The organism is Prosthecomicrobium pneumaticum, assembly GCF_014199915.1.
Classification (GTDB): domain Bacteria; phylum Pseudomonadota; class Alphaproteobacteria; order Rhizobiales; family Kaistiaceae; genus Prosthecomicrobium; species Prosthecomicrobium pneumaticum.
Map to the genome: position 1 here is coordinate 179650 of NZ_JACHOO010000006.1, position 13860 is coordinate 193509.

The window sequence follows — 13860 nt, forward strand, 5'->3', positions numbered from 1 at the left end:
GCCCTCCTCGAGAGCGTGAGGGATGACGGATGGGGCGTAGCGCGGATGCCGGCGGTCGGACCGGAACGGACGGGGGGCGCCGCCGCGCGCGTCTCGCCTCTCTTCTGATCGCCTCCAGCCTTCTCGGCGCGGCGGCGGTCTTCGGCCCGCTGGTGGCGGACGCCGCGCAGCGGACGGCGGTGCGGACGATGCGCTTCGACATCCCGGCCCAACCGCTCGCCGCGGCGATCGCCGCCTTCGTCCGGGTGACGGGCTGGGAGGTCGGCTTCGCCTCGCAGACGGTCGCCGGCAAGCGCTCGGCCGCGATATCGGGTGCGATGACGCCCGCCGAGGCCCTCGACGCCCTGCTCGCCGGGACGGCGGTGAGCGCGGCGATCTCCGGCCCCTCCACCGCCGCCCTCGTCTCCACCGTGGCAGGCGCCGGCGCGGCGCCGGACGGCGCCCTGCTGCTCGATACCATTACGGTGACCGGGGCGCAGGGCCGGGACGCGCCATCCGGGGCCGGCTATCGCGGCACGCCCGACTGGGTCTACGAGACCGCCGCCTCGGTCGGCGTGGTCTCGCGCGAGGCGCTGCAGAGTTCGGGCGCGCGCAATGTGCGCGACGCGATCGCCGACGCGGCGGGGGTCTATTCCGGCGAGGGCCAGGGCAGTTTCCCGACCGTCTCGCCCAATATCCGCGGCGTCGGCGATTCCGGGCGCGTCGTGGTGTCGATCGACGGCGCGCGGCAGAACGCGCAGGATGGCGGACGCTATGGCGGGGGGCTCGGCGGCTATGGCACCGCCTATGTCGATTCCGCCTTCGTCCGCCGGGTCGACATCGAGAAGAACCCCGATGCCTCGGCCGGCAGCGCGGGCTCGCTCGGCGGCAGCGTCGATTTCCGCACCGTGAACGCCGACGACATTATCGCCCCGGGACGGTTCTGGGGCGTGGAACTCGACGCCGTCGCGGGGAGCAATGCGAGCGACTTCCAGGGATCGATGATCGCCGCCACCCGCCTGGGAGAGATCTTCTCGCTGACGGCCGGGTTCAGCAGGACGGATATGGGCGACTATGAGGGCGGCGAGAACGGCGAGGTGACGGCCTCCAACATCTACAACATGACGGGGCGGGAGTCGTGGTCGTCCCTCCTGAAGCTCGAAGGCGAGTTCGATGATGTCCGCACGTCGCTCTCCTGGATGCATCAGCAGAACGATTTCAGCTACAGCCCCACCGGGACGATGGCGGGCAGCGACTTCGACGCGAGGAACGACAGCGTTTCCGCCGCGCTCGGCTGGGATCCGGACAGTCCGTTCCTCGACGTGAAGGCGACGCTCTGGCTCAATAGATCGAGTTCGGACGAAGTCCGGCAGGCACGCATCCTCGACGGCGTCTTGATCTGGCCGGAAACCGAGCAGGAAAGGGACCTCACGAGCTTCGGCGGCGTGCTCGAGAACACGAGCGCGATCGAGACGGGCGCAGGTCCGCTGACTTTCAACTACGGCGTGGAAGCGTTCCGCGACGACGGCTCGAGCGCCGCCATGAACGATGATATCGCAGCCGATCCGCGCTACGCCTCGGGCTATCTGCAGTTCAACCGGCCCGGCCAGCGCGATGTCGCGAGTGCGTTTCTGAACGAGACCTGGAAGCCCGCCGACTGGCTCGCGATCTCCGGCGGCCTGCGCTACGACTGGTACCGACTGCACGGGACGTCGACCTACTACCGCTATCAGGCTGCGGCCAGCTACACGGCGGGCTGCAACACGTCGGAATACGACTACCGGATAGCCTATGTGCCGAGTTGGGATCCCTCGACCGCGTCCAACGCGCTCGTCCGCATCCTGAAGAACCGGTGTGGCGAGATCTACGCCGGTTCGTTCTACACGGCGGGATCCGTCATATCGGCATTGAGCACGCCGGAGAGCTATCCGGAGACGACGCTCGACATCGACCGGACGGACGGCGCCCTGCTGCCTTCGGCCACCGTCGAGTTCGTGCCCTTCGAGGGTCTGCGCCCCTATATGAGTTATGCGCACAGCTTCCGGCCGCCGACGGTCAACGAGGCGTTCTTCTCGGGTGGGGTTTCGCCGACGATTGGCATCGACACCAGCGGCGCCGCCAATGAGGCGCTCGGGGGTGAATCGGCGCGCACCTGGGAGATCGGCGTCAATCTCTCCCGCGATCATGTGTTCGCGCCCGACGACAGCTTTCGCCTCAAGGCCGCGGCCTTCCACCGCACGATCGAGGACTACATCGTCCTCGGCTATATCCGTGTCCCGGAGGTCGACGAGGATCTTCTCTCCTTCGTCAACGCCGACGGCGACACCACGATGAAGGGCCTCGAGATCGAGGCCAATTACGATGCAGGTGCCTATTGGATCGGGGGCGCGGCGACCTGGCTCGAGACCACCTGGCCGGACAAGACGCAGACCTTCAGCAACGGATCCGGCACGACGACCGGCGAGATCTTCGCCTTCGCCGGGGCGGTGCCGCCGCGCTTCAAGGTGAGCCTCGACGTCGGCGTCCGCTCGCCCGATCGCAAGGTCACCTTCGGCGCGCACGTCAATCACGTGACACCGAATCTCGCCCGTTATCTCGACGCGAACGGCGAACTCGCCGAGACCGGTGATCCCTACACGACGCTCGATCTCGATCTCTCGCTGGCGCTCGGCCCGCACGCGACCTTCAACGTTTCGGTGAACAACGTGACGGATCAGCGCTACATTCCGGCGACCGGCAATTACATCGCGCCGGGCCGGACCTTCCTCGCCGCGCTGCGGACCCGCTTCTGACGCGGCCGATCCGACGGGCGGGGGTGCCCCCGCCCCGCTCAGGCCTTCCAGGTGCGGGCGAGCAGGTCGAGCCAGTTCTCGCGCGCGATGCGGGCGATCAGCGCCTCGCCATAGCCGTGCGCGCCGAGATGCCCGAAGAGCGCCGGAAGATGCGCCGCATCGGCGAGCGCCTCCGGCACCACGGCACCGTCGAAATCCGAGCCGAGCGCCACGCCGCCCTCGCCGAGCCGCTCGAGGAGGGCGTCGAGATGGCGCCGCATCACGTCGAGACCCGTGTCGGCGATCATGCGGCCGTCCGGCCGCAGGAAGGCGGTGGCGAAGTTGAGCCCGACGACGCCGCGCCGCTCGCGGATCGCGTCGAGCTGCCGGTCGGTCAGGTTGCGCGACACCGGGGCGATCGCATGGACGTTCGAATGGGTGGCGACGAGCGGCGCGTCGGAGAGGGCGGCGACGTCCCAGAACCCCTGTTCCGTGATGTGCGACAGGTCGATCAGGATGCCGAGCCGGTTGGCGGCGCGGACGAGGTCGCGGCCGGCCTGCGTGAGACCCGGCCCGGTGTCGGGCGATGAGGGGAAGCGCATCGGCACGCCATGGCCGAAGCGGTTCGGCCGGCTCCAGACCGGGCCGAGCGAGCGCAGGCCCGCGGCATGGAGGACGTCGAGCGCATCGAGATCGGGCCCGATCGCCTCGGCGCCCTCGATGTGCATCACCGCGGCGAGCGCGCCGCGCGCCATCGCCGCGCGGATCTCTTCGACGCTGCGGCAGACGGCGAGCGCGCCGGCCGAGGCCCGTTCGAGACGAAAGAGGATCGCCGCCATGGCGAAGGTCGAGGCCTCTCCCTCGGCGAGCGTCAGCGGCTCGGGCAGCGGCAGGTCGTAAGCCTCGCCGGTCATCGCGGCCATGAAGGCGGCGGAGGAGGGCGAGGGCGGAAAGATCGCGAACAGGCCGCCGGCGAGCCCGCCGGCGCGAGCCCGTTTCAGGTCGATATGGCCGGCCGTCGTGCCGGCGAGGAAGGCGGCGATCCCGGCCTCGCCGCCCTCGGTATAGAGACGCAGCAGGACATCGTTGTGGCCGTCGAAGACGGCGACGGGTGCGGCGCTCATCCGTTCGCCCGCCCCGGCAGCGGCGGCGCGAGGCGCAGCACCTCGTCGAGCGGCTTGCGTTGCGAGCGCGGCACCTTGAAGCGCTCCGGCATGTGGCCGAAGCCGATCATGGTGATGACGAGCTCCTCGTCGGGGATGCCGACGAAGGCGCGCATCGCGCGGTCGATGTCGGCGGTCGTGCTCCAGTTGAGCATGCAGGCGCCGAGCCCCTCGGCGTGCAGCGCGAGGGCGAGCGTCATCGCGAACATGCCGCCGTCGATCCAGCCCTGATAGCGCTCGCCGACGGCGTTCCAGTGGCGCAGGTCGCTCGTCACGACGGCGAGGCCGCCGAGCTGGTCGCCGAAGCCGCGATGGCCCTGCTGGAAGGCGAGGACGCGGGCGATGTCGTCCTTCGCGGTGAAGACGTAGGCGCGGCAGGTCTGGCGGTTGCAGCTCGACGGCGTCTGCTGCGCGGCGCGCACCGCCCGCTCGATCGCATCCCGCTCGACCGGCCGGTCGGCATAGTTGCGGACGCTGTGGCGCGCTTCCATGAAGCGCAGGAAGTCCATCGCCGCCTGCTGCCGGATGCCCTCCGCGGTGACCTCCTCGGTGCCGCCCAGCAGCTCGGCCCGCGCCCGCTCGATCCGCGTCCCGAGCGCGGCGATCGTGCCGGCGAGCGCGCCGATCGCGCCGCCGCTTTCGGCATTGAAGGCGGCATAGGCGGCGAGCGCCTTGACGGCGATCTCGGCGCTCGCATCGACGCCGTAATCGGCGATGTAATGCTCCGTTGCCGCGCAGAGTTCGGCGGCGCGGTCGCGGCCGAAGCCCGGCCGCGGTGCCCGGAGCGACAGGCCATGTTCGAGGAAATGGGCCTGCAGATGGATCTGCGCCTTGCGGCTCTCGCGCGAGCGGGCGTCGCCGAGATAGGCGGCGCGGAGAAATCGGCGCGTGTCATAGGCGACGTTGCGCATGAGCGCCGTGCGCCGGCGGAGCGCGGCGAGGAGCTCGGAGAGAAGGCGGTCGGATTTCGCGGGCATGAACCGTTCGCGCGGGAAGGGCGGCCCCGGGGGGCCGGAAAGCGAGGCCGAGGGTCGTCGCCGCGCCGGCCGCTGTCAAACCCGGGATGCCGCGCCGGGCCGCGCGGGCCGCCCTCCCCGCGAGACGGCGCGGGAGCGGAAAGTCGAACGCGATCAAGCGCCGCCCGCTTCGAAACCCCTCCTTTCGGATAGGTCGGCGAAGGAAAGTTGCGCCGGCCGACCCTCCGAATCAGTTCCCCACCTATCTCTTTTCGCCCCTTCTTCAGCGGCGCCTGCGGTGCGACCGTTTCCGCATCGCGAAGACGAGCGAGGCGAACATGGCGGCTCCGGTCGACGTCCGGGTTCTTTCCCCGATTACCACCAAGGGTTTCCGGCGGCCCGAAGATCTTGCTGCGCTGCAATATGACGGGCTCGTGGTCAGCCACAGCCAGATCGACGACGGTCCGGCCTCGATCGAGAGCGAGTATGAGATCGCGATGTCCGTGCCGGGCACGATCGTGAAGGCGATCGAGGCCGAGCGCGAGGGCGCCGACGCGATCGTCATCGACTGCATGGGCGATCCGGGCCTTCGGGCGGTGCGCGAAGTGGTGTCGATCCCGGTGCTCGGCCCGGCCGAAACGGCGATGCACGTCGCGGCGATGCTCGGCCATCGCTTCAGCGTCGTCACGGTGATGCGCCGGCTGCGCGCCCAGTTCGAGAACGAGGCGGCCGTCTACGGCCTCTCGGGCAAGATGGCGTCGGTCCGCCACGTCGACATCCCGGTGCTCGAGCTCGAGAAGGATCTCGTCGTGACGCAGGCGCGGCTCGTCGAGCAGGCGGTGCTGGCGGTCGAGGTGGACGGCGCCGAGGCGCTCATCTTCGGCTGCACGGGCCTGCTCGGCTGCGCCGGCGCGGTGCGTGCCGGGCTGCTCGCGCAGGGCATCGACATCCCGGTGATCGATCCGATCCCGACCGCGGTGTCGGTCGCCTGCGCGCTCGTCCACGTCGGTCTCAGCCAGAGCAGGCTCACCTATCCGCCGCCGCCGGTGAAGGAGATGGTCGGCTATTCGATCGTCCTGCCGACCGCGCTCGCGGCCGAGTGAGCGGCGGCGCGATGAGCTCGGCGGGCACGATCGGAGGGAGGGCGGCGATGCGCCGGCGGGGGGTCTCGATCAGCGAGGCGTTCGGCGGCTTCCGGCTGTGGTGGCTGGTGCTGCCGGCCTTCCTGTTCTTCCTCGCCTTCTTCGTCGTGCCCGTCCTGTCGCTGCTCGCGATCTCCTTCAACAAGACCGTGCCCGGCGTCGTGACGCTCACCGACGCCTTCACGCTCGACAATTTCGTCCGGATCTTCACCCGGCCGCTCTATTACGAGGCGATCCTGCGCTCGATCGGCCTCGGCGTCGTCGTCGCGGCGGTGGCGCTGGTGCTCGGCTATCCGCTCGCCTTCCTGATCGCCAAGACCGAGCATCCCGGCCGCAACACCGCGCTGATGATCCTCGTGCTCGCCTCGATGCAGCTCGACATGGTGATCCGGATGTACGGGCTGATGGTGCTGATGGGCGACACCGGCCTGATCAACAGCGCGCTGATCGGCCTTCACCTGATCGATGAGCCGCTGCCGCTGATGTACAACGCCTTCGGTGTCGTCGTCGGCCTCGTCCAGGTGACGCTGCCCTTCATGGTGCTGTCGCTCGTCGGCATCATCCGGGCGATCCATCCTTCGCTCGAGGAGGCGGCCCGCAGCCTCGGCGCGAGCCGGGGCGAAGCCTTCCGGCGGGTCGTGCTGCCTCTGTCGATGCCGGGCATCCTCGCCGGCTCGCTGCTCGTCTTCGCCCTCTCGATCAGTTCCTATGTCGTGCCGGCGCTGATGGGCGGCTGGAAGGTCGTGGTGCTGCCGATCCACATCTACCAGCAGATCGCCGAGGCCGGCCGCTGGCAGTTCGGCGCCGCGGTCGCGGCGATCCTCTTCCTCACCAGCCTCGTCGCGGTCTTCGTCTATCACCGCGCCGCGGTGCTGACCTCGGGAGGGCGGACCTGATGCGCGACGAACCCGCCGTCTCCTGGCCGATGAGGGCGGTCGCGATCCTCGCCCTCGTCATCCTGCTCCTGCCCGTGGTGATCGTCGTGCTCGCCGGGCTCAATGCCGGGGAGTATCTGACCTTTCCGCCCAAGGGCCTGTCGCTGCGCTGGGTGATCGCCTTCCTCTCCTCGCCGACCTTCATGGGCGCCTATCTCTACAGCTTCGTGCTGGCGCTCGTCGCGACGCTGATCTCGACCGTGCTCGGCACGCTCGCCGCGGTCTATCTGTCGCGCTCGCGGAGCCGCGCCGCGGCGATCCTGCGCGGCTTCTTCATGCTGCCGGTCGTGCTGCCGGGCGTCGTGCTCGGCCTTGCCCTCTACGTCTTCTACGTGACGACGGATATCGGCCTCGCCCGCTCCTTTCCGGGCCTCCTGATCGGCCATGTCCTCGTCACTTTCCCCTTCGTCATCGCGACCGTCACCGCCTCGATGGTCGGCTTCGACCTGTCGCTCGAAGAGGCGGCGCGCAGCCTCGGCGCCTCGCCCCTCACCGCCTTCATGAAGATCACGCTGCGGCTGATCGCGCCGGGCATCTCGGCGGGGGCGATCTTCGCCTTCATCGTCTCCTTCGGCCAGTTCGAGACGACGCTCTTCCTCACCGTGCCGAACCACGAGCCGCTGCCGATGGCGATGTACATCTCGCTTCGCTACAAGTTCGAACCCACGGCCGCCGCCGCCGGCATCTTCGCCATCGCCCTCGTCGCGCTCTCGACCGTCGTCTCCGCACGGCTCGTCAGCCTGCGCCGTGTCTTCCGAGCCTGAACCCCGCTTCCGCCACGCCCCGACAGAAGGGCGGGCCTTCCGCTGTGAACATCAAAGGGAACCGCATGATGAAGACGATCGACAAAAGCGGCGCCACCCGCCGCGGCTTTCTGAAGGGCTCCGCCGGCGGCCTCGCCGCGCTCGGCGCCGGCGTCAACCTGTTCAACATCAACCACGCCTGGTCGGCCGACGCCGTCTATGACGGCGGCGTCTTCGACGCCGGCGGCGCGACGCTCAATGTCGCCGAATGGGGCGGCTTCTGGGAGGAGATCGTCCGCAAGGAGATGCTCGACGCCTTCGAGAAGGACTTCAACTGCAAGATCGTCTACGAGAGCTCCTTCCCCTGGTTCCCGAAATTCGTCGCCGGCGGGCCGGAGAAGCCGCCCTTCGCCATCGCCAACTGGAACTATGGCGAGATGTTCAAGACGGCGGCGGCCGGCGACTTCTTCACCCCGGTCGACGAGGTCGTCGAGAACGTGCCGAACGCCAAGAACATCTGGCCGTTCGCGACCGCGACCGGCGTCGGCATCACCTGGAGCTACACCCGCTACTGCTACGCCTACCGGACCGATCTGGTCGATCCCCCGATCAAGTCCTTCAAGGATTTCTGGGACGAGAAATATGCCGGCAAGCGGGGCACCTATGTGACCTCGAACGGCCTGCAGATGGACTTCTTCATCGCTGCCTGCGCCCTGTTCGGCAAGGATCAATACGATCTCGACGCGGGCTATGAGGCGATGAAGGCGGCGATGCCGATGAAGATCTCCGACTTCACCGGCAACATGCAGACCCTGCTCGAGCGCGGCGAGGTGGCGGTCGCCGTCCAGCACGACGCCGAGGTCTACCAGATGATGGACCGCGGCATCAAAGTCGCGCCGTACATCTGGGACGAGGTCAAGCCGATCCTCACCCAGACCAAGACCGTCAGCAAATATCTCGAGCCGGTGCAGAAGAAGCTCGCCTATGCGCTGCTCAACCTCACCCTCGACACCAAGCTCCAGTCGGTCATGTGCGACAAGTTCTATCAGCGGCCGGTCAACAAGAACGTGGTGGTGACGCCGAACCTTTCCTCGAAGGGCGTCTCGAACACGGAAGACTCGACCGCCGGCTACTGGACGCCGGACTGGAAGAGCTACAACGAGAACGAGGCCGATATCGTCGAGACCGTCAACGGCATCTTCGCCGGCTGATCGAACGCAGCGTCCGGAGCCGGAGAGACCATGTCCGACATCCGCCTCGTGAACCTCACCAAGAGCTATGGCGAGGGGAACGCCGTCTCCGACGTCGATCTGGCGATCGAGGAGGGGGAGTTCTTCTCCCTTCTCGGACCGTCCGGCTGCGGCAAGTCGACGACGCTCCGGATGATCGCCGGCTTCGTCCGCCCGACCTCCGGCCGGATCCTGATCGGCGGCGACGACATCACCGCGCTGCCGCCGGAGCGGCGCGACATCGGGATCGTCTTCCAGAACTACGCGATCTTCCCGCACATGAACGTCGCGGAGAACATCGCCTTCGGCCTCAAGCTCAGAAAGCTGCCGAAGGCCGAGATCGCCCGCCGCATCGAGGATTCGCTGCGGCAGGTCGGGCTCTCCGGCTACGAGACGCGCTATCAGCGCCAGCTTTCGGGCGGCGAGCAGCAGCGTGTGGCGCTCGCCCGCGTGCTCGTCACCGAGCCGCGCATCCTGCTCCTCGACGAGCCGCTCTCCGCGCTCGACAAGGGCCTGCGCGAAGAGATGAAGTTCTGGATCAAGGACCTTCAGAAAAAGCTCAAGATCACCACGATCTACGTCACCCACGACCAGGACGAGGCGCTCACCATGTCCGACCGGATCGGCGTGATGGCGAAGTCGCGCATCGTCCAGGTCGGCACGCCGCAGGAGATCTATGAGCGGCCGAAGACGCTGTTCGTGACGAGCTTCATCGGCCATTCGAACGTCGTCGACGTCGCGGTGCGGCGCGTGGCGGACGGCATGGCGGTGGTGGCGCTCGGCGGCAGCGAACTGGCGAGCCGCGCCGGCGCCGGTCTTGCCGAGGGCGCGGCGGCGAAGCTCGTCGTGCGGCCGGAGAACATCCTGATCGGGACGGCGCTCCGCGAGGGCGACGCGCGGCTGCCGGCGACGGTGGTGAGCGAGACCTATCAGGGCGCGATCGTCCGCTATCGTCTCGCCGTCGGCGATCAGGAGATCGTCGCCGAGCGGCAGAACCAGGCCCATGTCGAACGCTTCGCGCCGGGAACGGCGGTGACGATCGGCTGGGCGCCCGACTGGTCGGAAACGCTCCTCGCCTGAGCGCCGACCGCTTCTCGATCATTCCAGACCGCCCATTCCCAGCGAAGGTTTGCTTCCCATGCGCATCGGCATCGACGTCGGCGGCACCAACACCGACGCCGCCCTCATGGACGGCATGACCGTCAGGGGCGCCTGCAAGACGCCCACCACCGCCGATGTCAGCTCCGGCATCACCGCGGTGTTGAAGGAGGTGCTGCGCATCACCGGCGTCGCGGCCTCCGAGATCCAGGCGGTGATGATCGGCACCACGCATTTCACCAATGCGGTGGTCGAGCGCAAGCGCCTGCTCGAGGTCGCGGCGATCCGGCTCGGCCTGCCGGCGACGAAGGCGCTGCCGCCGATGACCGACTGGCCGGACGACCTCGCCGGCGTGCTCGGCCGGCACACCTTCATGGTCCATGGCGGCCATGAATTCGACGGCCGCGAGATCGCCCCGCTCGACGAGAAGGAGATCCTGCGCATCGCCGGCGAGATCCGCGCCCGGGGCCTGCGCACCGCGGCGGTCACCTCCGTCTTCTCGCCGGTGACCCCCGTGATGGAGCAGCGCGCCGCCGAGATCCTGAAGAACGAGATCCCCGATCTCGCCGTCTCGCTCAGTCACGAGATCGGCCGCGTCGGCTTCCTCGAGCGCGAGAACGCCTCGATCATGAATGCCTGCCTCGCCGACCTGTCGACGAAAGTGGTCGGCTCGTTCCGCAATGCGCTGAAGGAACTCGCCATCGAAGCGCCCTTCTTCATCAGCCAGAACGACGGCACGCTGATGACGCCCGATTATGTCGAGCGCTATCCGGTGCTCACCTTCGCCTCGGGACCGACCAATTCGATGCGCGGCGCCGCGATGCTCGCCGGCCGCAAGGAGGCGATGGTGGTCGACATCGGCGGCACCACCTCGGATGTCGGCATGCTGATGCAGGGCTTTCCGCGCGAATCCGCGGTCGCGGTCGATATCGGCGGCGTGCGGACCAATTTCCGCATGCCGGACGTGCTCGCCGTGGGCCTCGGCGGCGGTTCGATCGTTCGCGACGACGGCGCCCGCATCGGGCCGGATTCGGTCGGCTACGAGATCACCTCGAAGGCGCTCGTCTTCGGCGGCGACACGCTGACCACGACGGACATCGTGGTGGCCGCCGGGCTCGAGGAGATCGGCGACCGCTCGCGCGTCGCCCATATCCCGGCAAAGACGATCGAGACCGCGCTCGACACCATCCACCGCATGGTCGACGAGGCGGTCGACCGGATGAAGACGAGCGCCGAGCCGCTGCCCGTCATCCTGGTCGGCGGCGGCTCGATCCTCGTCTCGCGCCCGCTTCCCTCGGCCTCCGAGGTGATCCGGCCGGAGAACGCCTCGGTCGCCAATGCGATCGGCGCGGCGATCGCGCAGGTCGGCGGCGAGGTCGACCGCATCTTCTCGCTCGAGGGCACCTCGCGCGACATCGTGCTCGGCGGTGCGAAGGCCGAGGCCTCGGAGCGCGCGGCGAAGGCCGGCGCCGATCCGGCGACGGTGAAGATCGTCGACGTCGAGGAGGTGCCGCTCTCCTATCTGCCCGGCAATGCGACGCGCATCCGGGTCAAGGCGGTCGGCGATCTGGTGATGGCGTGAGGAGAGGGCGATGAAGCTCACATCCGAGGATCTCGCCGATCTCGCGGTCGGGGCCGCCTTTCTCGGCACGGGCGGCGGCGGCAATCCCTATGTCGGCCGCCTGATGGTCGAGCGCTGCCTCGACGAGGGGCTGACGGTCGAACTGATCGACCCCTCCGCGCTCGCCGACGACGCGCTCGTCATCCCGACCGCGATGATGGGGGCGCCGACCGTGCTGGTCGAGAAACTGCCGAGCGGCGAGGAGGCGATCGATTCGCTCCGCCTTCTCGAGCGCTATCTCGGCCGCCGCGCCGATGCGACGATGCCGATCGAGATCGGCGGCATCAACTCGACCATCCCGCTCGTCGTCGGCGCCCGGCTCGGCCTGCCGATCGTCGATGCCGACGGCATGGGCCGCGCCTTCCCGGAACTGCAGATGGAGACCTTCGGCGTCTACGGCGTCTCCGGCAGCCCGATGGTGGTGACCGACGAATACGGCGATTCCACCCTGCTCAACGGCGCCGACAACAAGCAGATGGAATGGCTGTCGCGCATGGTGGCGATCCGCATGGGCGGCTGCGCCTATATCGCGGAGTATTCGATGTCGGGCGCCGACGTGAAGCGCACCGCCGTGCCGAACACGCTCACCCTCGCGATGCGGATCGGCCGCTGCCTCAGGACGGCGAAGGCGCGCCACGAGAGCCCGTTCGAGGCGCTGCTGCGGCTGCTGCCGCAGACGCTCTACAATTACGGCCGCATCATCTTCACCGGCAAGATCGTCGACGTGGCGCGCGAGACGCGCAACGGCTTCTCGCTCGGCCGCGCCCGCATCGACGGGCTCGCCGGCTTTGCGGGCACGATGGAGATCGAGATCCAGAACGAAAACCTGATCGCCCGCGTCGACGGCAAGGTGAAGGCGATCGTGCCGGATCTCATCTGCATCATGGACAGCGAGAGCGCCGAGCCGATCACCACCGAGAGCCTGCGCTACGGCCAGCGGGTCACCGTCGTCGCCGTCGCGGTGCCGCAGATCATGCGCACGCCGGAGGCGCTCGACGTCTTCGGGCCGCGCTGCTTCGGCCTCTCCGAGCCCTTCACGCCGATCGAGACGATGGTCTGAGCATGTCCACCCATATCACCCTCGCCGACCTCGACGACCTCGCCGTCGGCGCCGCCATTCTCGGCACCGGCGGCGGCGGCGATCCCTATATCGGCAAGCTGATGGCCCGCGCCGCGATCGAGGCGTTCGGCCCGGTGCCGCTGATGCCGCTCGACGCGGTGCCGGACGATCTCGCCATCGTCGCCTGCGGCGCGATGGGCGCGCCGACCATCCTGATCGAGAAGATCCCGAGCGGCGAGGAGATGGGCCGGGCGCTCGATCTCTATGTCCGCTACACGGGCCGGCCGCTCGATGCGCTGATCCCGTTCGAGGCCGGCGGCATCAACTCGACCATCCCGATCATGGCGGCCGCACAGCGCGGCCTGCCGGTGATCGATGCGGACGGCATGGGCCGCGCCTTTCCGCAGCTCGAAATGGAGACCTTCAACGTCTATGGCGTGCCCGCCGGCCCGGTGGCGATCGCCGACGAGCGCGGCAATACCGGCATCATCGAGGTGAAGGCGGCGGCGAAGTCGGAATGGCTCGCCCGCGGCCTGACCATCCGCATGGGCGGCCAGGCCTATATCGCCAATTACGGCATGGACGGCGCCACCTGCCGCCGCGTCTCGGTGCCCGGCACGATGTCGCTCGCGCTCGGCATCGGCCGCACGGTCAGGGCCGCGAAGGCGGCGCATCGCGACGTGCTCGACAGTCTGATCGAATTCTTCGCCGGAACGCATTACGAGGAGGCCCGCATCGTCGCCTCGGGCAAGGTCGTCGACGTGGCGCGCGGGGTGAAGAACGGCTGGTCGGTCGGCACGGTGAAGATCGAGGCCTTCGACCGGTCGAGCGCGCCGGTCGAGATCCTGATCCAGAACGAGAACCTCGTCGCCGAGCGCGACGGCGAAGTGCTCGCCATCGTGCCGGACCTGATCTCGATCCTCGACCTCGACACCGGTGAGGCGATCACCACCGAGCGCCTGCGTTATGGGCAGCGCGTCAATGTGCTCGCCGTCCGGGTGCCGCCGATCATGCGGACCCCCGAGGCGCTCGCCGTATTCGGACCGAAGGCGTTCGGCCTCGACAAGCCCTACCGGCCGCTCGGTCTGGCCGCCTGAAGCCGACCCTGAGAGAACGGGATCGCGCGAAGCGTGCCCGTGAGGCGTAACGATGAGGCGCAGAAC

Annotated in this window: 11 protein-coding genes; 9 read left to right on the forward strand and 2 right to left on the reverse strand. The window is 68.6% G+C overall.

Annotated features, from left to right (window positions below):
• Window positions 1–29: 29 nt before the first annotated feature.
• Window positions 30–2771, forward strand: coding sequence for a TonB-dependent receptor (locus GGQ63_RS14985; RefSeq protein WP_183857221.1), 2742 nt, complete (start codon window positions 30–32; stop codon window positions 2769–2771).
• Between the two features lie 38 nt (window positions 2772–2809).
• Here GGQ63_RS14985 and GGQ63_RS14990 read toward each other — a convergent pair whose 3' ends face one another.
• Both GGQ63_RS14990 and GGQ63_RS14995 read right to left on the reverse strand, forming a co-directional pair.
• Window positions 2810–3874, reverse strand: a complete 1065-nt coding sequence (locus GGQ63_RS14990) for a dipeptidase (protein WP_183857223.1) — start codon at window positions 3872–3874, stop codon at window positions 2810–2812.
• The gene (locus GGQ63_RS14995; RefSeq protein WP_183857225.1) at window positions 3871–4890 is read right to left on the reverse strand and encodes a nitroreductase family protein; all 1020 of its coding nucleotides are present in this window, start codon (window positions 4888–4890) and stop codon (window positions 3871–3873) included. Before GGQ63_RS14995 ends, GGQ63_RS14990 begins: the two co-directional genes overlap by 4 nt.
• A gap of 317 nt (window positions 4891–5207) precedes the next feature.
• Here GGQ63_RS14995 and GGQ63_RS15000 point away from each other — a divergent pair, with 317 nt between their 5' ends.
• The 8 genes from GGQ63_RS15000 to GGQ63_RS15035 all read left to right on the forward strand — a co-directional run bounded on the left by GGQ63_RS15000 (window position 5208) and on the right by GGQ63_RS15035 (window position 13794).
• Window positions 5208–5972 carry an aspartate/glutamate racemase family protein gene (locus GGQ63_RS15000; protein ID WP_183857227.1) on the forward strand — a complete coding sequence of 255 codons (765 nt, stop codon included), beginning with the start codon at window positions 5208–5210 and terminating at the stop codon, window positions 5970–5972.
• Between the two features lie 47 nt (window positions 5973–6019).
• Window positions 6020–6907 (forward strand): ABC transporter permease, encoded by an 888-nt coding sequence (locus GGQ63_RS15005; RefSeq protein ID WP_183857229.1) that lies wholly within the window; start codon window positions 6020–6022, stop codon window positions 6905–6907.
• Complete coding sequence (locus GGQ63_RS15010) at window positions 6907–7710, forward strand: ABC transporter permease (RefSeq protein WP_183857231.1); 804 nt, start codon at window positions 6907–6909, stop codon at window positions 7708–7710. The genes GGQ63_RS15005 and GGQ63_RS15010 overlap by 1 nt, the downstream gene beginning before the upstream one ends.
• A gap of 65 nt (window positions 7711–7775) precedes the next feature.
• Window positions 7776–8900, forward strand: a complete 1125-nt coding sequence (locus GGQ63_RS15015; RefSeq protein ID WP_246429800.1) for an ABC transporter substrate-binding protein — start codon at window positions 7776–7778, stop codon at window positions 8898–8900.
• A gap of 30 nt (window positions 8901–8930) precedes the next feature.
• Window positions 8931–9998: an ABC transporter ATP-binding protein gene (locus GGQ63_RS15020; RefSeq protein WP_183857233.1), complete on the forward strand. Its 1068-nt coding sequence runs from the start codon at window positions 8931–8933 to the stop codon at window positions 9996–9998.
• A gap of 58 nt (window positions 9999–10056) precedes the next feature.
• Window positions 10057–11598: a hydantoinase/oxoprolinase family protein gene (locus GGQ63_RS15025; RefSeq protein WP_183857236.1), complete on the forward strand. Its 1542-nt coding sequence runs from the start codon at window positions 10057–10059 to the stop codon at window positions 11596–11598.
• Between the two features lie 10 nt (window positions 11599–11608).
• Entirely contained in the window at window positions 11609–12697 is a 1089-nt protein-coding gene (locus GGQ63_RS15030; protein ID WP_183857238.1) for an S-methyl thiohydantoin desulfurase family protein, read from the forward strand.
• 2 nt (window positions 12698–12699) lie between these two features.
• On the forward strand, window positions 12700–13794 hold the full coding sequence (locus tag GGQ63_RS15035) for an S-methyl thiohydantoin desulfurase family protein (RefSeq protein ID WP_183857241.1): 1095 nt from the start codon (window positions 12700–12702) through the stop codon (window positions 13792–13794).
• Window positions 13795–13860 lie beyond the last annotated feature (66 nt).

Coding starts and splice junctions, on each gene's coding strand:
- GGQ63_RS15010 (WP_183857231.1), top strand. CDS start 6,907: ATGCGCGACGAACCCGCCGTCTCCTGGCCGATGAGGGCGGTCGCGATC.
- GGQ63_RS15000 (WP_183857227.1), top strand. CDS start 5,208: ATGGCGGCTCCGGTCGACGTCCGGGTTCTTTCCCCGATTACCACCAAG.
- GGQ63_RS14985 (WP_183857221.1), top strand. CDS start 30: ATGGGGCGTAGCGCGGATGCCGGCGGTCGGACCGGAACGGACGGGGGG.
- GGQ63_RS14990 (WP_183857223.1), bottom strand. CDS start 3,874: ATGAGCGCCGCACCCGTCGCCGTCTTCGACGGCCACAACGATGTCCTG.
- GGQ63_RS14995 (WP_183857225.1), bottom strand. CDS start 4,890: ATGCCCGCGAAATCCGACCGCCTTCTCTCCGAGCTCCTCGCCGCGCTC.
- GGQ63_RS15020 (WP_183857233.1), top strand. CDS start 8,931: ATGTCCGACATCCGCCTCGTGAACCTCACCAAGAGCTATGGCGAGGGG.
- GGQ63_RS15015 (WP_246429800.1), top strand. CDS start 7,776: ATGATGAAGACGATCGACAAAAGCGGCGCCACCCGCCGCGGCTTTCTG.
- GGQ63_RS15035 (WP_183857241.1), top strand. CDS start 12,700: ATGTCCACCCATATCACCCTCGCCGACCTCGACGACCTCGCCGTCGGC.
- GGQ63_RS15030 (WP_183857238.1), top strand. CDS start 11,609: ATGAAGCTCACATCCGAGGATCTCGCCGATCTCGCGGTCGGGGCCGCC.
- GGQ63_RS15005 (WP_183857229.1), top strand. CDS start 6,020: ATGCGCCGGCGGGGGGTCTCGATCAGCGAGGCGTTCGGCGGCTTCCGG.
- GGQ63_RS15025 (WP_183857236.1), top strand. CDS start 10,057: ATGCGCATCGGCATCGACGTCGGCGGCACCAACACCGACGCCGCCCTC.